This is a genomic window from Pseudomonas sp. GW821-FHT07G10, from assembly GCF_059418545.1.
Window position 1 is genome coordinate 30,174 of the sequence record NZ_JBWKQB010000006.1, and the last position, 17,516, is coordinate 47,689.

Annotated in this window: 16 protein-coding genes and 2 pseudogenes; 9 read left to right on the forward strand and 9 right to left on the reverse strand. The window is 58.7% G+C overall.

The genetic code is table 11. The annotated features are described in order from the left end of the window. Window positions 1-56 precede the first annotated feature (56 nt). Window positions 57-527 carry a DUF721 domain-containing protein gene (locus tag AC07O1_RS10150; protein ID WP_495088681.1) on the forward strand — a complete coding sequence of 157 codons (471 nt, stop codon included), beginning with the start codon at window positions 57-59 and terminating at the stop codon, window positions 525-527. On the opposite strand, the pseudogene AC07O1_RS10155 reads toward AC07O1_RS10150, so the two are convergent. Beyond that, window positions 428-816, reverse strand: a pseudogene (locus AC07O1_RS10155) (helicase HerA-like domain-containing protein); the annotation flags it as partial. The gene AC07O1_RS10150 and the pseudogene AC07O1_RS10155 overlap by 100 nt on opposite strands. Before the next feature lie 15 nt (window positions 817-831). Further along, window positions 832-1,037: pseudogene (locus tag AC07O1_RS10160) on the reverse strand (helicase HerA-like domain-containing protein); the annotation flags it as partial. A gap of 194 nt (window positions 1,038-1,231) precedes the next feature. On the opposite strand from AC07O1_RS10160, the gene AC07O1_RS10165 reads away from it, so the two are divergent. The 4 genes from AC07O1_RS10165 (at window position 1,232) to gpgF (ending at window position 6,231) form a co-directional block, all read left to right on the forward strand. Next, window positions 1,232-3,121, forward strand: a complete 1,890-nt coding sequence (locus AC07O1_RS10165; RefSeq protein WP_495088682.1) for a methyl-accepting chemotaxis protein — start codon at window positions 1,232-1,234, stop codon at window positions 3,119-3,121. 227 nt (window positions 3,122-3,348) lie between these two features. Further along, on the forward strand, window positions 3,349-4,470 hold the full coding sequence (gene gpgS, locus AC07O1_RS10170) for an N-acetylglucosaminyl phosphatidylglycerol synthase (RefSeq protein ID WP_495088683.1): 1,122 nt from the start codon (window positions 3,349-3,351) through the stop codon (window positions 4,468-4,470). After that, window positions 4,463-5,239, forward strand: a complete 777-nt coding sequence (gene gpgD / locus AC07O1_RS10175; protein ID WP_495088684.1) for an N-acetylglucosaminyl phosphatidylglycerol deacetylase — start codon at window positions 4,463-4,465, stop codon at window positions 5,237-5,239. Before gpgS ends, gpgD begins: the two co-directional genes overlap by 8 nt. Next, window positions 5,236-6,231 (forward strand): glucosaminyl phosphatidylglycerol flippase, encoded by a 996-nt coding sequence (gene gpgF, locus AC07O1_RS10180; RefSeq protein ID WP_495088685.1) that lies wholly within the window; start codon window positions 5,236-5,238, stop codon window positions 6,229-6,231. The genes gpgD and gpgF overlap by 4 nt, the downstream gene beginning before the upstream one ends. Here gpgF and AC07O1_RS10185 read toward each other — a convergent pair. Together AC07O1_RS10185 and purU are read right to left on the reverse strand one after the other, a co-directional pair. Then, on the reverse strand, window positions 6,218-6,400 hold the full coding sequence (locus AC07O1_RS10185) for a hypothetical protein (RefSeq protein ID WP_495088686.1): 183 nt from the start codon (window positions 6,398-6,400) through the stop codon (window positions 6,218-6,220). The genes gpgF and AC07O1_RS10185 overlap by 14 nt on opposite strands. A gap of 154 nt (window positions 6,401-6,554) precedes the next feature. After that, a complete protein-coding gene (gene purU, locus AC07O1_RS10190; RefSeq protein WP_494992069.1) occupies window positions 6,555-7,403 on the reverse strand; it encodes a formyltetrahydrofolate deformylase in 849 nt (282 codons plus the stop codon). Between the two features lie 349 nt (window positions 7,404-7,752). Between purU and mvaT the strand changes: the two genes are divergently transcribed. After that, window positions 7,753-8,130, forward strand: a complete 378-nt coding sequence (gene mvaT, locus AC07O1_RS10195) for a histone-like nucleoid-structuring protein MvaT (protein WP_494992068.1) — start codon at window positions 7,753-7,755, stop codon at window positions 8,128-8,130. Between the two features lie 98 nt (window positions 8,131-8,228). Here mvaT and sbcB read toward each other — a convergent pair whose 3' ends face one another. Further along, window positions 8,229-9,656, reverse strand: a complete 1,428-nt coding sequence (gene sbcB, locus AC07O1_RS10200; protein WP_495024514.1) for an exodeoxyribonuclease I — start codon at window positions 9,654-9,656, stop codon at window positions 8,229-8,231. A gap of 445 nt (window positions 9,657-10,101) precedes the next feature. Between sbcB and AC07O1_RS10205 the strand changes: the two genes are divergently transcribed. Further along, entirely contained in the window at window positions 10,102-10,473 is a 372-nt protein-coding gene (locus AC07O1_RS10205) for a DUF6124 family protein (RefSeq protein WP_495088687.1), read from the forward strand. A gap of 67 nt (window positions 10,474-10,540) precedes the next feature. Here AC07O1_RS10205 and AC07O1_RS10210 read toward each other — a convergent pair whose 3' ends face one another. Both AC07O1_RS10210 and AC07O1_RS10215 read right to left on the reverse strand, forming a co-directional pair. Then, complete coding sequence (locus AC07O1_RS10210; protein ID WP_494992149.1) at window positions 10,541-10,900, reverse strand: PilZ domain-containing protein; 360 nt, start codon at window positions 10,898-10,900, stop codon at window positions 10,541-10,543. A gap of 234 nt (window positions 10,901-11,134) precedes the next feature. Beyond that, the gene (locus AC07O1_RS10215) at window positions 11,135-11,506 is read right to left on the reverse strand and encodes a tetratricopeptide repeat protein (protein ID WP_495012936.1); all 372 of its coding nucleotides are present in this window, start codon (window positions 11,504-11,506) and stop codon (window positions 11,135-11,137) included. Between the two features lie 156 nt (window positions 11,507-11,662). On the opposite strand from AC07O1_RS10215, the gene pyk reads away from it, so the two are divergent. Continuing rightward, window positions 11,663-13,114 (forward strand): pyruvate kinase, encoded by a 1,452-nt coding sequence (pyk, locus tag AC07O1_RS10220; protein ID WP_495088688.1) that lies wholly within the window; start codon window positions 11,663-11,665, stop codon window positions 13,112-13,114. Between the two features lie 192 nt (window positions 13,115-13,306). Here the strand turns inward: pyk and AC07O1_RS10225 are convergent, their stop codons facing one another. Both AC07O1_RS10225 and AC07O1_RS10230 read right to left on the reverse strand, forming a co-directional pair. Next, window positions 13,307-14,245: an iron-sulfur-binding ferredoxin reductase gene (locus tag AC07O1_RS10225; RefSeq protein ID WP_495088689.1), complete on the reverse strand. Its 939-nt coding sequence runs from the start codon at window positions 14,243-14,245 to the stop codon at window positions 13,307-13,309. Beyond that, entirely contained in the window at window positions 14,238-15,344 is a 1,107-nt protein-coding gene (locus AC07O1_RS10230; RefSeq protein WP_495088690.1) for a GGDEF domain-containing protein, read from the reverse strand. Before AC07O1_RS10230 ends, AC07O1_RS10225 begins: the two co-directional genes overlap by 8 nt. Window positions 15,345-15,736: 392 nt before the next feature. Here AC07O1_RS10230 and AC07O1_RS10235 point away from each other — a divergent pair, with 392 nt between their 5' ends. Continuing rightward, entirely contained in the window at window positions 15,737-17,260 is a 1,524-nt protein-coding gene (locus AC07O1_RS10235) for a fumarate hydratase (RefSeq protein ID WP_057960547.1), read from the forward strand. The last annotated feature ends 256 nt before the right edge of the window (window positions 17,261-17,516 follow it).

Here is a 17,516-nt window from a genome sequence, read left to right on the forward strand (position 1 = left end):
AGCGCGTCCGGCACTTTCTGCTACCATGGCGGCTCTGTTACTTCAGGTGTCTGATCATGGCATTTCGCCCTCTTACGGCCAGAGCACCCGCCGTCCTGCTTCGCGAAGCCAAGCCTTTAAAAGCGATATTCAGCCACGCTCAACGTTTAGCGCATTTACAGCGTTTGCTTGAAAGCCAGCTGCAACCCGCCGCTCGTGAACACTGCCACGTGGCTTCCTGGCGTGAAGGCAGTTTGTTGCTGATCGTAACCGACGGTCATTGGGCGACCCGGCTGCGCTATCAGCAAAAACGCCTGCAGCGTCAGTTACAGGTGTTCGACGAATTCTCCAGCCTGACGCGTATTCTGTTCAAGGTTCAACCCCCCACTGTGCAACAAGGCGCAGCCGGCCATACCATGGACTTGTCGACAAACGCCGCCGAGACCATTCAGGCCACCGCCGACGGTATCAGCGACCCCAACCTGCGCGCCGCTCTGGAGCGTCTGGCCAGCCACGCCAAACCACGGACCAATTGCCAGCCCGACTGATTGGCTGCCTGACGCATGGCCGACTTCAACATTTTGTCCGCCCGCCGTCCCCGGAAACTCACCGGCCTTGTCAGTGAAGCCCGGCTCTTCAGCCGCCTTGCCCGACGCCGCATCGGGCTCTGGCACCTGCCCTTTGCGGCTCATCAGCACTTGATAGTGCCGATTCACGATCGATCGGTTTGTCATAACGTCCGACCAACGGTGAGCCGGCGATCAGGGCGGCACGCTCGGCGTCACTCAAAGGCCCGATTCGCGATTGCGGTGCAGCCACCTGAACCCGCCGGACCATCGCAGTCACCCAAACCAAACCGCACAAATCGCCTTTGATGTCGGCGGCATACACTGCAACGCCGGCATCGCTGAAGGCTTGCGCCAGACGTTGCAGGGTCACGGTTTTCCCGTACCGGTAGCTCCGGCCACCAGCCCGTTACGGTTGGCCAGACGCATGGCCTGAGCAATTGGTTGTCCCTCAAGATCGGCACCGATAACGAGTTGCAGTGAGCCAGGCATTTTGTCACCCATGGTTAATCTTTAGCCCTGCACGGTCGATATAGAAAAGCGAGAGACAAGAGAAGACTGAAAATGAGGTCCGATAATTCCCTAAGGAGAGATGGAAATATCAGCTTACTTTCAACATTGCCCATTTTGCGCGCTTTCATAGCCGCTCGCCCTGGACATTAAGACCTTAGCGGACACCACAAGTCATGAACAAAAATCTGCGCTTCAGCCATAAAATACTGCTTGCCGCCGCCCTGATCGTTATTGCCGCCTTCGCCTCCTTCACGCTGTACAACGACTATTTGCAGCGTAGTGCGATTCGCCAGGACCTGGAAAATTACCTGCAGGAAATGGGCACCGTCACAGCGAAGAATATCCAGACCTGGCTCGCCGGCCGCAGTTTGTTGATCGAAAACCTTTCACAGTCCGTTGCGCTCAACCCGGACATGGGTAACGTCGCCAATCTGCTTGAACAGAAGGCAGTAACCTCCAGTTTCATGGGCGCCTATCTAGGGAACAAGGACGGCACCTTCCTCATTCGCCCGGACAGCAAAATGCCGGACGGCTACGACCCGCGCGCCCGTCCCTGGTACAAGAGCGCAGAGAGCAGCAGTGGCCCGGCGTTGACCGAACCTTACATCGATCTGGCTTCCGGCCAGTTAGTGATTTCCATCGTCGACAGCGTGCTCAAGGGTGGCCAGAACGTCGGCGTGGTTGGCGGCGATCTGAGCTTGCAGGTGATTGCCGATAGCATCAACGCACTGGATTTCGGCGGTATGGGGTATGCCTTTCTGGTAAGTGCCGACGGCAAAATTCTCGTGCACCCGGATAAGGCCTTGGTGATGAAGACGCTCAAGGACGTCTACCCGCAAGACACTCCGCGCCTGAGCAAAGACCTGAGCGAAATTGAGGTCAATGGTAAAACCCGCATCGTCACTTTTACCCAGATCAAGGGACTGTCCTCGGTCAACTGGTACATCGGTCTGTCCGTCGACAAGGACAAAGCCTTCGCGAAGCTCAGCAATTTCCGCACCTCGGCAATCGTTGCCACTATTATTGCCGTGGCCATCATCATCGCCCTGCTCGGCATGCTGATTCGCATCCTGATCCAGCCACTGCACACAATGACCCGCGCGATGCAGGACATTGCCGAAGGTGACGGCGACCTGACCAAGCGCCTGACCATCCAGACGCAGGACGAGTTCGGCATCCTCGGTACCGCATTCAACCGCTTCGTCGAGCGGATTCACACCTCGATTCGAGAAGTAGCCTCCGCCACCGGCCAGGTCAACGAAGTGGCCTTGCGGGTGGTCAGCGCTTCCAACTCGTCGATGTTCAACTCCGACCAGCAGGCTTCGCGTACCAGCAGCGTTGCCGCGGCGATCAACCAGCTCGGCGCCGCCGCCCAGGAAATCGCCCAGAACGCCGCCCTCGCCTCGCAGCATTCCAGCGATGCACGCAGCCTGGCCGAGGACGGTCAGCAAGTGGTCGACAGAAGCATCAAGGCGATGAATCAGTTGTCCAACATGCTGAGCGCTTCGAGCACCAACATCGAGTCCCTCAATAGCAAGACGGTGAACATCGGGCAGATTCTCGAAGTGATCACCAGCATTTCCCAACAGACCAACCTGCTGGCGCTCAACGCCGCCATCGAAGCGGCTCGAGCCGGTGAAGCCGGGCGTGGTTTCGCGGTGGTCGCCGATGAGGTGCGCAACCTGGCTCATCGCACCCAGGAGTCTGCGCAACAGGTACAGACCATGATCGAAGAACTGCAGGTCGGGGCCCGTGAGTCGGTAACCACCATGGGCGAAAGCCAGCGCCACAGCCACGACAGCGTGGAAATTGCCAACCTCGCCGGCGAGCGCCTGAACAGCGTGACCCAGCGCATCGGCGAGATCGACGGCATGAACCAGTCAGTAGCCACCGCCACCGAGGAACAGACCGCCGTGGTCGAATCGATCAACGTCGATATCACCGAGATCAATACCCTCAACCAGGAAGGCGTGGAAAACCTGCAATCGACCTTGCGCGCGTGCTCCGACCTGGAGCAGCAAGCGGCGCGCTTGAAGCAGTTGGTGGGCAGCTTCCGGATCTAGCGGTCTCCTGGGCCTCATCGCGGGCAAGCCTCGTTCCTACAGAGGTATGCTCTCACCTGTAGGAGCAAGGCTTGCCCGCGATGAACGATAACGCGGTGTACCAGCAATTCCGTGTCGCTGGTTTCGCGGGCCTCGCTCCTACAGGTGGGCTGTGTATTGCGCACATCCCGCACCGAACATCTATCCTTCATAAAGGTCAACCCTAAAGGGAACACCGGATAGGAGGGATGCTCATCGTGCATATCGCTGACATAACCATGTTCTACGCCCCTGCCAGCGGTGGCGTGCGCACTTATCTGGATGCCAAACACCGTCGCCTGGGACGTCAGCCAGGTATCCGTCACAGCTTGCTGATCCCCGGGGCGTATCTGGGTGAGCAGGACGGTATTTACACAGTCCCGGCTCCCGCCGTGCCCTTCGGTAAAGGCTACCGTTTCCCTTGGCGCCTGACGCCCTGGCGCAATGCTCTGCGCGACCTGCAACCGGACTTGATTGAGGTCGGCGATCCTTACCTCACCGCCTGGGCCGCCCTGGACGCTCGCCGTCAACTGGACGTACCGGTGATCGGCTTTTATCACTCGGACCTGCCACTGCTGGCGAGCAACCGCATGGGCAATTGGTGCACACCGAATGTCGAAGCGTATATCCGCAAGCTGTATGGCAATTTCGATCGGGTATTGGCACCCAGCCAGGTCATGGCTGACAAGCTGATCGGTCTTGGGGTGAAAAACGTTTTTGTGCAGCATTTAGGTGTGGACCTGCAAACCTTCCACCCGAGCGCTCGAGACCCGTCTTTACGCGCCGAACTGGGCATTGCCGAAAGCACCCGCCTGCTGATCTTCGCCGGGCGTGGCTCCAAGGAAAAGAATCTGCCGATTCTGCTCAGTTGCATGAAACACCTTGGCAACCACTATCACCTGCTGCTGGTAGGCTCCTCCATGCCGGCCGCAGTGCCGAATAACGTCACGGTAGTCGGTGAGTTCTACCCCGCACAACAGCTTGCCAGGCTGTTGGCCAGTTCTGATGCGCTGCTCCACGCCGGCGACCAGGAAACCTTCGGTCTGGTGATCCTCGAAGCCATGGCCAGTGGAATACCGGTTATTGCCGTGGCTGCCGGTGCGCTCAAAGAGATCGTCACACCCGTCTGCGGTCTGCTCTGCACACCGGACGACCCGCTGGCGATGGCCAATGCCGTGCGTGAACTGTTCACTTTCGGCAGCGCCACAATCGGCCGGCAGGCCCGACGCCATGTCGAACAGCATTATGCCTGGGACGCAGTGGTCAGCAGCCTGTTGGGGCACTATCGCGCCGTGCTCGGCAACCAGCAGCCGCTGCGGGCCCATGGTTGAGCCCATGAACTCCCCCAGTGTGTTACTGGTCCTGCATGACGTTGCGCCACAAACCTGGGCGGACTATCAGCCGTTTGTCGAAGCGGTGGATGCACTGGGCAATGTGCCCATGACCTGGTTGGTGGTGCCCGACTTCCACAAGCACAATGCGCTGGACGCCCATCCGGGATTTCGTTCCCTGCTGACCCGCCGCATAGCCCTGGGCGATGAGCTGGCGCTGCACGGCTATTTTCATTGCGACGACAGTCCCATTCCGGTGAATCCACGGGATTGGTTCATGCGGCGGATTTATACCCATGAGGGCGAATTCTACGCACTGTCGCAAAACGCTGCCCTTGACCGCTTGCACGCCGGGATCGAACTGTTCCAGCGCTATCACTGGCCACTGGAAGGTTTCGTCGCGCCGGCCTGGCTGATGAGCCAGGGTACGCGCCAGGCGCTACGCCAACTGCCGCTGCACTACACCAGCGATCCACAGCATCTTTATCGTTTGCCGGACTTCACTCCGGTCGATGCACCGGGGCTGGTCTGGAGTTCGCGCAGTGCCTGGCGCCGTGGTCTGTCGAAGATACTCAACGATCAACGCGAGCAGCGTTGGCGGCAAGCAGCGGTTATTCGCCTCGGCTTGCACCCGGTGGACATGCGCCACGGGTACTCGCGAAACTATTGGCTACAAACCCTCAAGCGCTTGCTGGCTGACGGTCGCGTGCCGATGACCAAGGCCAACTGGCTGGCAGCTCAAACCACGATTGCCAGGTATGCCGCATGAGGAGGGCAATCTGGCTGGCCGTCGCCTTATTGCTGGCCATGCTGGTCCCCTTCTTGCTGGGCGGTAGCGATATGTGGCTGCGAGTGCAGCGTTTCCCGCTCGCGCTGTTACTGACGATGCCGGGCATGATTGTGCTGTGCTGGGTACTGAATTCGGTGCGCCTGCGCTTGTTGCTGGGTGAGCAGCGCGGCCAGATCGGACGCCTGAAAAGTCTCGGGGTGGTGATGTCCACCGAGTTCGCTATGTGCGCGACGCCCGGAGGCAGTGGCGGCCCATTGACGTTGATGGCTCTGCTGGCGCGCAACGGCGTGCGCCCAGCCCATGGCAGTGCCGTGTTTGCCATGGATCAACTGAGTGATTTGCTGTTCTTTCTGTGCGCATTGAGCGCCATTCTGATTTACGCGCTGTTCCAGCATTTGAGTCAAAACCTCGAATGGATGCTGACCCTGAGCGCCATCTCGATGTTTGGCGGGCTGTGCAGCGGCGTGATCCTGGCGCGCTACCACCGCTTGCTGATTCGCCTCAGCGGTCGGCTGCTCAAACGCATGAAAGTCAAAGCCCTTACCCGACGTCGATGGGCACGCAAGCTGCTCCACTTTCTGGTGGCCTTCACCGCCACCCTCAAATTGCCGTGGCAAACACTGGCCCGCGTGTTTGCCCTGACCTGCCTGCATTGGGCCTTACGCTACAGCGTGTTGTATCTGGCCTTGCGTGGTCTGGGCGTGGACGTGCAGTGGGCCTGGAGCTTTCTGGTCCAGATGCTTTCACTCAGCGCCGGGCAATTGAGCCTGCTTCCCGGCGGTGCAGGTGCGGCCGAGATCACTTCGGCAGCGCTGTTGGCGCCGATGGTGGGCAAGTCAACTGCGGCAGCAGCGATTCTGATCTGGCGGGCCGTGACCTACTACTTCTATCTATTGGCAGGCGGGCCGGTATTCCTGCTGATGGTCGGGCGACCGTTGTTGCACAAGCTGATGAAACTCAAACAGGCTTAGAGGCGGGCTCCCTCGCCGGTTCATCCTGTAATTGCTCCCACAACTCGGCGGCGCCGGGAAAGTCAGTGCCGTCCTGCGGACTCAGATCATCCGGGTCATAGCGGCTCAAACAACCCTCACCTACTGTCGCCGGAGCTTTGGACGTCGCTTTATCCAGTGGATCAGCCATGTTCATGTCCTCCAGGCACAACCGGGTGCATTCGGATCATTCCCACGTCGAACCGTCTGCGTGGGAATGCATCCTGTGCCGCTCTGCGTCAACTCTCGATAGCGGACGCGGAGCGTCCATGGCGGTATTCCCACGCAGAGCGTGGGAACGATCATCAGAACACCACGGTTTTGTTGCCGTGTACCAGTACCCGATCTTCCAGGTGATAGCGCAGGCCGCGGGCCAGCACCATCTTCTCGACGTCACGGCCGAAACGCACCATGTCTTCGATGCTGTCGCTATGGCTGACACGTACCACGTCCTGCTCGATGATCGGGCCGGCATCCAGCTCTTCGGTCACATAGTGGCAGGTTGCGCCAATCAGCTTCACGCCGCGCATGGAAGCTTGGTGATACGGCTTGGCGCCGACAAAGGACGGCAGGAAACTGTGGTGAATATTGATGACCTTGTGGGCATATTCACGGCACAACTCGGGCGGCAGGATCTGCATGTAACGGGCAAGTACCACGACTTCAGCGTCGTGCTGTTTGACCAGGCGCGAGACCTCGGCAAACGCCGGCTCTTTGTCCTGCGGATTCACCGGCACGTGGTAATAAGGAATGCCGTGCCACTCGACCATGCTGCGCAGGTCGTTGTGGTTGGAAATAACGCAGGAAATTTCGCAGTCCAGCTCGTCGCTGTGCCAACGGTGCAGAAGGTCCGCCAGACAATGGGACTCACGGCTGGCCATCAGCACCACACGCTTCTTCTGTTCGGTATCCGTGATGCGCCAGACCATCGAGAACTCTTCGGCAATCGGCGCAAACGCCTCGCGAAAAGCCTCAAGCCCGAAGGGCAGCGAATCGGCACGAATCTCGTGACGCATAAAGAACCAACCACTGAGATTATCCGAGTGATGGCTCGCTTCGGTGATCCAGCCGTTGTGGGATGCCAGAAAGTTACTGACTTTAGCAACGATGCCGACGCGGTCCGGGCAAGCAATCACCAGCCGAAAAGTGCGCATGAGGGGGAAACTCCAGAACTTCGCAAAGGCGGTCATTCTAGCCATTGCGCGGTAAAACTGCAGTATTCCTGACGTTTTGATCGATCGGCTCGTCAGACGCGGACTACCGTTGCGCCCCCCCTTTGCTGCGTTCAAAACCCGCGAGGTCTTTTCCTAAAATTGCGCAAGGCTTCTATTGTGAGCATCTGTGACAACGCAATCACCGCATTAAACTGATTCCGGGAGTTTTTCGCTAACCACTCTAATTAAATTAAGTAAAACCCCGCATAAATGTTTACTTGCCGAAACTGCCTGCCTATCATTAAGACACTGTAACCTTGTCATCCAGTGCCCAACATAGGTAGTCCTCATGTCCTTGATCAACGAATACCGCGCCACCGAAGAAGCTATCAAAGAGCTGCAAGCCCGTTTGAAGAATCTGTCCCAAGACGACAAACTGCAAACCGAGCTGGAATTCGAAGGCAAACTGCGCACCCTGATGGGCGAATATTCAAAATCCCTGCGCGACATCATTGCGCTGCTGGATCCAGAATCCAAAACCAGCAAAGCTCCGCGTGGTGCTGTGAAAACTACCGGCACCAAACGTGCTCGCAAGGTTAAACAATACAAAAACCCGCACAATGGCGAAGTCATTGAAACCAAAGGTGGCAACCACAAGACTCTGAAAGAGTGGAAAGCCAAGTGGGGCGGTGATGTGGTTGAAGGCTGGGCTACCCTGCTGGGCTAAGTGAAACACCCGTCGCGGACCACTTTGCGACCAGGAAAAAACGCCAGCTAGCTGGCGTTTTTTTATACCCGCGGTTCAGACAAGTGAACTCACTGATTTCAAAGACTCAACCGCTTGCGTAACGATTGAGCATAATCGTGCCACTCATTGAGCACTTGGCGCTGAACCGATGTAGCACTTGCCAATAACTCGACGGTAGCCTCATTAAAAGCGTTCAGCGTATTGGGCGCACCCCATTCAGACGCTGACAAACGTTGCTGACAGAATAATCGCCAGCGCTCTTGTTCCTGACCACTCAAGGTGCCTGGAAAGTTACGGGCGCGGTAGCGAAATAGTAATTCCGGCAAGCGCTCATCATCGAACGGCCATTGCTCTTGCGCTAATTGAGCAGGGTCGGCAGTCCTGACTTGCTCACATAAACGGCGATCCCTGTCACCAATAAAGCCATCGTATAACTGTTGCTCAGGGTCCAGGCCAGGGACAAAGTCCTCGCTGGAATAAATAGCCTGGACTTTATCTCGCCAAACTTCTTGTGCGTCAGTTAGCCGCAGCGCTCTGGCCTGATACTCAGCCACATCCAATTGCAGGCGCTGCCGATCTTCGGCCCGCAGTACCGATAACGGTGCCACCACCGGGCAACGGTTGATATGAATCAGTTTGAGCGGTACGGGCAACTCACCTTCCGCCAGATCGTCGTGGCGTGTATACAGCCGCTGACGCAAGGTTTCGACGTCCGGATCCATCAACCCCTGTGGATCGAGGTGCAGATCGCAAACGATCAAGGCATTACGATTACGCGGATGCCAGGCCAGCGGCAGAACCACGCCAATGTAATGCCGGGCAGCGGAAAACCGCCCCGAGATATGCACCATCGGCTGCAACAGCTTTATCTGGTCCATGACCCGTTGCTTGCTGCGCAACTGGAACAACCAGTCATACAATTTCGGCTGCTTGTCGCGAATCAACCGCGCCAGGGCAATCGTCGCCCGTACATCGGACAATGCATCGTGAGCCTGACCATGGTCGATGCCGTTGGCAGCCGTCAGACGCTCAAGTTTCAGCGTGACACGGCCTTCCTCCTCAGGCCAGACAATGCCTTGCGGGCGCAGCGCATAGGCGGTGCGAACCACATCGATCAGATCCCAGCGACTGTTACCGCCCTGCCACTCGCGGGCATATGGGTCGAAAAAATTCCGGTACAGGCTGTAGCGAGTCACTTCATCGTCGAAACGCAGCGTATTGTAGCCAGCACCACAGGTACCGGGCGCCGCCAATTGCGCATGGACCCGGGTCATGAAGTCGGCTTCGCTCAGGCCCTGCTCAGCCAGTCGGCTCGGGGTAATGCCGGTAATCATGCTGGCCGCCGGATGCGGCAGGATATCGTCGCTTGGCTGGCAGTAGAGATTGACCGGCTCACCTATCTCATTGAGCTCGGCATCAGTACGGATCCCTGCCACTTGCAACGGGCGGTCGCAGCGCGGGTTGATGCCGGTGGTTTCATAGTCGTACCAGAAGATGGAGGTCACGGGCTATTCCTGATCTAAAGACCGGCAAAGTCTAGGCGTTCACAGGCTGGCCCGACCAGCGATGTCTGCATTCAATCGTTAATAGCTACATTGTCTGTCATACAGGGTTATGTCGTTTGCCCCTCGCAAACGCGACTACACAACCTTGCGCCACTGCCTACACATCCGCCAGAATCGCCCCGCTTGTGCACCTTGCCCCACGCCACTAAGGTTCTCCTGTCGCTGCCCATCAGCGATCGGGTTTAGTAGCCCGTGGTTAATTAGGCAAGTTGCATTAGCTTCACTCAGTCAGGCTTCCCTATCGCCTGCACTTGATGGTGGCTGTGCGCAGGGCGCCCTCGGGCGCGCCGGCTTTGCTTGGTTCCCCGGTCTACTAACCTGCGTACAGCCGCCACCCCTTCGTTTAGTAGCGAGGCGGTGGCAGCCCCACTCAAGGAACCAACCGATGTTCAAAGTAACCCCCAATCCACCCGAAACCCCAAACGTTTCGCCCTACGAAGCCCTCGATTCGAAAAATCTCCACCAAGCCGCACACCGGGCCCTCGATCACTATCTGACCCCGCCGCTATCAGGCAAACCGCGTTCCAGCGACGAGCGTCCGCCCCAGTTCTTCACTGTCGCCCCGGACATCAACCCCGAAGCCTTGATGGCCCACACCTACGAAACCTTCTGCTCGGCCAGCACCCTGACTCTGGACCTTTCCGAAGATCTGGAGGGCAAACACCGCAACCTCGCGCTGGCGATTTATAGCCTGATGGAGTTGGGGTTGTTGCTGGTCGAAAAAATGATGGATCGCGAGCATTCGGTGAAGGTATAGGCAAGTAGAGCGAGCGCGCCCGCGTTAATCGCAGGCGCGCCGGAATTGAAGGGGCTTTATCGAGCCCTTACGCCGAAGCCGACAACGAATGGAAGCTGAAATACTGCGTCAAGGCGCTGACCAGTTGTCTGTATTCAGCCGGGGCCTGGAGTACGACAAACCCGGCATCGTAGTGATGCGGGGTTGCGTCTTCATGGCACCACAGGCAACAGGCCGTGACATCGATCACCTGCAGGCAGCCGTCGCTGGCCGGGATCTTCAGACGCAGTTCGAAGTCGGCGCCGATCATCATCGGTAACTGGCTGATGAGCATCAGCCCGTCCTCGGAAACGTTGCCCAGATAACCAATCAGTTTGTCAGTGACGCTGTTGAACACTCTTAAAAAATACGGCAGTTGATGCCGCTCGATCCGGCGGTCGGTGAACATGCTGAGTATCGCTATAGAAAGGTCATTAAGCATGACCGCACTACTGCTTCGGAACGGGCCTGCCTGGCTCGCTCTCCTCGGGATGTCGGTGCCACAGCGGCTTGTGCCCTGTCGCCTTACAGCTGCCGCCCCAAGCATTGCAATCGTTCAGATGGAATATTGCTAACCCTGTCTATCCGATAGGGTAGCTGAACGCTCGCCGCCGGCCAGGTGTTCAGATGACAAACATCATGACTACGTGGCCGGACTCACCTGCGCGGCGCTATGGCTTGGGTAATGACCCAGCTGCTGCAAGGTTTCAAGCCGTGCACGGGCGCGGAATGCGTACTCACTGTACGGGTACTGAGTAATGATGAACTGGTAGGTCTGCGCGGCATCGACAAACAGTTTCTGACGCTCAAGGCATTGCCCGCGCAACATCGACACTTCGGGCTGCACATAGCGCCGTGAGCGGCTCTCGCGGTCGACCTTGGACAGCTCGAGCATTACGCTCTCGCAATTACCGCGATCATAATCGCGATAGGCATTGTCCAGGTGGTGGTCCATCGACCAACGGGTGCAGCCGACAACACTGAGGGCCAGAGCGGCAATAAGTACGAATCGCATGGGGGTTCTCCTGTCTTGAGCAGTGTATCGACCCACACCCGAAAATCTTCAGGAATGTTCGTTCAACAAACAAACGAATAAGTAGTGCAAACGAACAATGACTACAACTTCGGAGCATAGTAGCCTCTCGTTGCGCTTGAACTCAGGAGTCTCTGCATGTCCGTACGTCGTACTAAAATCGTCGCTACCCTTGGCCCTGCCAGCAACTCGCCGGAAGTTCTCGAACAGCTGATTCTGGCTGGCCTGGACGTCGCCCGGCTGAACTTCTCCCACGGAACCCCCGACGAGCATAAAGCTCGCGCCAAGCTGGTGCGCTCCATCGCCGCCAAGCACGGCCGTTTCGTCGCGCTACTGGGTGACCTGCAAGGTCCGAAAATCCGTATCGCCAAATTCGCCAACAAGCGCATCGAGCTGAAAGTCGGTGACACGTTCACCTTCTCCACCAGCCATCCGCTGACCGAAGGCACCCAGGAAGTCGTCGGTATCGACTACCCGGACCTGGTCAAGGATTGCGGCGTCGGCGACGAACTGCTGCTCGACGATGGCCGTGTGGTCATGCGTGTCGACACCGCGACCGTTGATGCGCTGCATTGCACCGTGTTGATCGGCGGCCCACTGTCGGACCACAAAGGCATCAACCGTCGTGGCGGTGGCCTGACGGCTCCAGCCCTGACCGAGAAAGACAAGGCCGACATCAAGCTCGCCGCGGAAATGGAAGTCGATTACCTGGCGGTATCCTTCCCACGCGACGCAGCCGACATGAAATACGCTCGCCAACTGCGCGACGAAGCCGGCGGTACTGCCTGGCTGGTGGCGAAGATCGAGCGTGCTGAAGCCGTGGCCGACGACGAAACCCTCGACGGCCTGATCAGCGCCAGCGATGCGGTGATGGTTGCCCGTGGCGACCTCGGCGTGGAAATCGGTGACGCAGAGCTGGTGGGCATTCAGAAGAAGATCATCCTGCACGCACGCCGCCACAACAAAGCGGTAATCGTTGCGACCCAGATGATGGAGTCGATGATCCAGAACCCGATGCCGACCCGCGCAGAAGTGTCCGACGTAGCCAACGCCGTGCTCGACTACACCGACGCGGTGATGCTCTCGGCCGAAAGTGCCGCCGGCGCTTACCCGCTCGAAGCGGTCCAGGCCATGGCACGGATTTGCATCGGCGCTGAAAAGCACCCGACCAGCAAAACTTCCAGCCACCGCATCGGCAAAGTGTTCGAAAGCTGCGATCAGAGTATCGCCCTGGCAGCCATGTACACGGCCAACCACTTCCCGGGCGTGAAAGCGATCATCGCTTTGACCGAGAGTGGCTACACGCCGCTGATCATGTCGCGGATCCGCTCGTCCATCCCGATCTACGCGTTCTCCCCACACCGCGAAACCCAGGCCCGTGCGGCCATGTTCCGTGGCGTCTACACCGTACCGTTCGACCCGGCATCGCTGCCGCCTGAGCAAGTCAGCCAGGCCGCGATCGACGAGTTGCTCAAACTCGGAGTGGTCAAGAAAGGCGACTGGGTGATCCTGACCAAAGGCGACAGCTACCACACCACCGGTGGCACCAACGGCATGAAGATCCTGCACGTCGGCGACCCGATGGTCTGAGACTCAGACCGCTGAGAACAAAAAGCCCCGCAGTGCAGACTCCGGGGCTTTTTTGGTTTTGGGTATCTGATCGTTCCCACGCTCTGCGTGGGAATGCAGCCCATGACGCTCTGCGTCATTGCCGAAGCGGACGCGGAGCGTCCAGTGAGGCATTCCCACGCAGAGTGGAACGATCGAATTGACAATCAGCGCTCAACCACGGGGCACGAACACATCGGCCAGTAGTTGATTGCGCGGTAGCCCCGCCAGGTACAGGCGCCGGGAAAAGGCGTCGACGCTGTCAGGGCTCCCGCAGACCAAGGCCACGGTTTGCCGGGAAACCAGCCGCAGTTGCGCCAGAGCCGCAGGCAGCTCAGCCGCTGTCAGCAACTCGATCGTAAGGTTGGGATGGTTTGCAGCCAGTGCGGCCAATGGCTTGGCCAAATAATGCTCGCTGGCGTCATGGGCCAGGTGAATAAGGCGGATGGCGCCCTGATGATCCTGACGCAAGGCCTCACGCAGCACACCGAACAACGGCCCAAGACCGGTGCCTGCCGCCAGCAGCCAAAGGGGCCGGCTTTGCCAGTCCGGGTCGTACTGCAAGGCACCACCGCGCAACTCGCCGAGGCGCAACGGCTCACCGATCCTGAGTTGGCGGGCCGCGTCACTGAACTCACCGCTGTGCCGGCAATCCAGGTGGAATTCGAGGAAACGATCTTCCTGCGGAAGGCTGGCCAGCGAATACGGCCGCGCCACATTGCCGGTAGTCCACAATACCAAATGCTGCCCGGCCCGGTAGCGCAAAGGTCGCTCGGGTTTCAAACGCAGGCGCAGTACCGTCATGGACAACCAATCGATACCCACCACCTTAGCCGGCAAGCCATCACGCGCCGGGTCGAAGGTTTCGATCTGCAAATCCTCGACGACCTGACACTGGCAGGCCAGCCGCCAGCCACGCTGACGCTGGTCATCGGTCAATGCATCGGGTCGGTTGTCGCTGGGCTGGCCTTGAACGCAATGCACCAGGCACGCGTGGCAGCTACCGGCGCGACAGCTGTATGGGACACGGACACCGGCCTGGTTCAGAGCGTCAAGCAGGTTACTCCCCGCCTCCACCGACCACTGTCGCTCACCTACCCGTAACTCAGGCATCGATGTTTTCCCAGGCAGCAGCGCAGCGATTGCGGCCGTCGCGCTTGGCGCGATAAAGCGCCTGATCCGCACTCTGCAGGGCATCATCCAGATCATCGCCCAGTTCAAGCAGGGTCATCCCCGCCGATAGGCTCAGGCCGTGCACACTCAGACCAACCAACTCGACATCGGTGAAGGCGATACGCAGACGCTCACAGCAAGAGGTCAGGCGTTCGGCATCACAATCGGGCAACAACACGACAAACTCCTCACCACCATAACGGGCCAGTACATCTCCATCGCGCAGGCAGGCCGTGGCGACGGCGGCAAATGCCTGCAACACCTGATCACCCGCTGCATGCCCGTGAACATCATTGATTCGTTTGAAATGATCCAGGTCGATCAATGCCAGGCCATGGATCACGTCGACTTCCATGTTATGCAACTCGCGGGTAGCCAGGCGCAGAAAATGCCGGCGGTTGAACAAGCCGGTGAGTTCGTCGGTGGCCACCAGATCTTCGAGCTGACGCATCATTCCGCGCAGGGTGTCCTGGTGGGCCTGCAACGCGAAGCGACGTTGGCGCATGCGCTGGCGGGATGCCTGGACGTAGCTGGCATAAAGCGTGAGCCACACCAGAACGACAAACAATATGCAGACTTGCAGTGCCGCCAGCGGGGGATCGGCCAATTCGAAGTGGTAGCCTTCCCAGAGATTGATCCCGGCAAAACTGAAAAAAACCAGCGCCGCACAGCGCACGAACACCCGGCGTGGCAAATGAAACAGACCGAACAACAGGATCAGCACGTAGAACACCAGGAACGCGCCGCGAGCCATGTCGAGCTGGGTAATGAACCAGGTTTGCCAGACCAGGCCCAGCACTATTTGCACCTCAGTCAGGCTGGGGTCGGCAAAGCACAGGTTACGTTCGCTGAGAAATACCCCGAGCAAGGCAGCTTGACTGAGTACCAACAGCGCCGTGGCAATCACTGCGCCGCTCACCGGGGCGCGGTAGTGACCACTGAGAATGGCCAGCCAAAGCAGCAGCAATGCCAGCCCATAGGTACCCGCCGCCAGGGTAAAGCGCTTGAGCAACAGACTCTGTATGGCTTTATGGGTCAATCTTTGACTCACCGTGCGAAAGGAGGCTGAACCGGGTTTCCTACCCTACAGGCCACGTGCCACTTTAGTGTCGTGGTTGAAAAATGACTATTCAAATTTTGGATGGCCGGTCGAACACAGGTATTTCTTCATCACAGGTATCCCTTCATCACAGGTATCGCTCTATTACAGGGATATCCTTAGCATAGGCATTCCTTGCCACAGCTTCTCTTATGCGACTTTCGTTTATCTACCGGCGGGTGTGCCCAAGCGTTTGGCGCGGTATACTGCCGCGCCTTTTTAGCGTCGCGCCAGCATGCCCGGCGTGCCTTAAAAGGTGTTTTCAGTGACCAGATCCAACCAGACTGAAGACACCTTATTAAATGTTCCCGTCTTATAGAGGAGCGCGACTCATGACCGTGATCAAGCAAGACGACCTGATTCAGAGCGTTGCTGACGCCCTGCAGTTCATTTCCTACTACCATCCCGTGGATTTCATCCAGGCCATGCACGAGGCCTACCTGCGTGAAGAGTCGCCGGCAGCCCGCGACTCCATGGCGCAAATCCTGATCAACTCGCGCATGTGTGCCACTGGCCACCGCCCGATCTGCCAGGACACCGGCATCGTTACCGTGTTCGTACGCGTTGGCATGGATGTGCGCTGGGATGGCGCGACCATGGGCCTGGACGACATGATCAACGAAGGCGTGCGTCGCGCCTACAACCTGCCGGAAAACGTCCTGCGTGCCTCGATCCTCGCCGACCCGGCGGGCGCTCGTAAAAACACCAAGGACAACACCCCGGCGGTCATCCACTACTCCATCGTCCCGGGTAACACCGTGGAAGTGGACGTGGCGGCCAAGGGCGGCGGCTCCGAGAACAAATCGAAGATGGCCATGCTCAACCCGTCCGACTCGATCGTTGACTGGGTCCTGAAGACCGTCCCGACCATGGGTGCTGGCTGGTGCCCACCGGGCATGCTCGGCATCGGCATTGGCGGTACCGCCGAAAAAGCTGCGGTGATGGCCAAGGAAGTGTTGATGGAATCCATCGACATTCACGAGCTGAAAAAGCGCGGCCCGTCCAACCGTATCGAAGAGATGCGTCTGGAGCTGTTCGAGAAGGTCAACCAGCTGGGCATCGGTGCCCAGGGCCTCGGTGGCCTGACCACCGTGCTCGACGTGAAGATCATGGATTACCCGACCCACGCCGCGTCCCTGCCGGTGTGCATGATCCCCAACTGCGCCGCCACCCGTCACGCACACTTCGTACTCGACGGTTCCGGCCCGGCTTCGCTGGAAGCGCCACCGCTGGACGCCTACCCGGAAATCGTCTGGGAAGCTGGTCCGTCGGCTCGTCGAGTCAACCTCGACACCTTGACCCCGGAAGACGTGCAGAGCTGGAAACCGGGCGAAACTGTCCTGCTCAACGGCAAAATGCTCACCGGTCGCGACGCTGCGCACAAGCGCATGGTCGAGATGCTGAACAAGGGTGAAACCTTGCCGGTAGACCTCAAGGGTCGTTTTATCTACTACGTCGGCCCGGTCGATCCGGTGCGCGAAGAAGTGGTTGGCCCGGCGGGCCCGACCACCGCGACGCGGATGGACAAATTCACCCGGCAGATCCTCGAGCAGACCGGCCTGCTGGGCATGATCGGCAAATCCGAGCGCGGCCCGACCGCGATCGAAGCGATCAAGGACCACAAAGCCGTGTACTTGATGGCCGTTGGCGGCGCTGCGTATCTGGTGGCCCAGGCGATCAAGAAATCCCGCGTGGTGGCCTTCGCCGAACTGGGCATGGAAGCGATCTACGAGTTCGACGTCAAAGACATGCCGGTGACCGTTGCGGTCGACAGCAAGGGCGAGTCGGTGCACATCACTGGTCCTGCCATCTGGCAGAAGAAGATCAGTGAAAGCCTGGCGGTAGAAGTGCAATAAGTACTTAAACCTCCAGATCTAAAAAACGGCCGGGCTGTTGTCATCGACAGCCCGGCCGTTTTTCATTGCCGACGCGACTTACGTAGCAGCTGACGAGTTTTGCGAGGCTGCGTTCGGACGAAGCGGTCGTAAACAAGGCGCTGCGGTGCGTCAGATAAACCGCGTCTGCCGGACTACGACTGCTGCGCAGCCGAACGCAGCCTCGCGGAGCTCGTCAGCTGCTACGGGTTTCGAAACGAGGCCTTCATCTGCGCTC

Excerpts from the sequence above, each read along its gene's own strand:
- AC07O1_RS10150 (WP_495088681.1), top strand. The coding sequence starts at position 57 with ATGGCATTTCGCCCTCTTACGGCCAGAGCACCCGCCGTCCTGCTTCGC.
- AC07O1_RS10165 (WP_495088682.1), top strand. The coding sequence starts at position 1,232 with ATGAACAAAAATCTGCGCTTCAGCCATAAAATACTGCTTGCCGCCGCC.
- gpgS (WP_495088683.1), top strand. The coding sequence starts at position 3,349 with ATGCTCATCGTGCATATCGCTGACATAACCATGTTCTACGCCCCTGCC.
- gpgD (WP_495088684.1), top strand. The coding sequence starts at position 4,463 with ATGGTTGAGCCCATGAACTCCCCCAGTGTGTTACTGGTCCTGCATGAC.
- gpgF (WP_495088685.1), top strand. The coding sequence starts at position 5,236 with ATGAGGAGGGCAATCTGGCTGGCCGTCGCCTTATTGCTGGCCATGCTG.
- AC07O1_RS10185 (WP_495088686.1), bottom strand. The coding sequence starts at position 6,400 with ATGGCTGATCCACTGGATAAAGCGACGTCCAAAGCTCCGGCGACAGTA.
- purU (WP_494992069.1), bottom strand. The coding sequence starts at position 7,403 with ATGCGCACTTTTCGGCTGGTGATTGCTTGCCCGGACCGCGTCGGCATC.
- mvaT (WP_494992068.1), top strand. The coding sequence starts at position 7,753 with ATGTCCTTGATCAACGAATACCGCGCCACCGAAGAAGCTATCAAAGAG.
- AC07O1_RS10205 (WP_495088687.1), top strand. The coding sequence starts at position 10,102 with ATGTTCAAAGTAACCCCCAATCCACCCGAAACCCCAAACGTTTCGCCC.
- AC07O1_RS10210 (WP_494992149.1), bottom strand. The coding sequence starts at position 10,900 with ATGTTCACCGACCGCCGGATCGAGCGGCATCAACTGCCGTATTTTTTA.
- AC07O1_RS10215 (WP_495012936.1), bottom strand. The coding sequence starts at position 11,506 with ATGCGATTCGTACTTATTGCCGCTCTGGCCCTCAGTGTTGTCGGCTGC.
- pyk (WP_495088688.1), top strand. The coding sequence starts at position 11,663 with ATGTCCGTACGTCGTACTAAAATCGTCGCTACCCTTGGCCCTGCCAGC.
- AC07O1_RS10225 (WP_495088689.1), bottom strand. The coding sequence starts at position 14,245 with ATGCCTGAGTTACGGGTAGGTGAGCGACAGTGGTCGGTGGAGGCGGGG.
- AC07O1_RS10235 (WP_057960547.1), top strand. The coding sequence starts at position 15,737 with ATGACCGTGATCAAGCAAGACGACCTGATTCAGAGCGTTGCTGACGCC.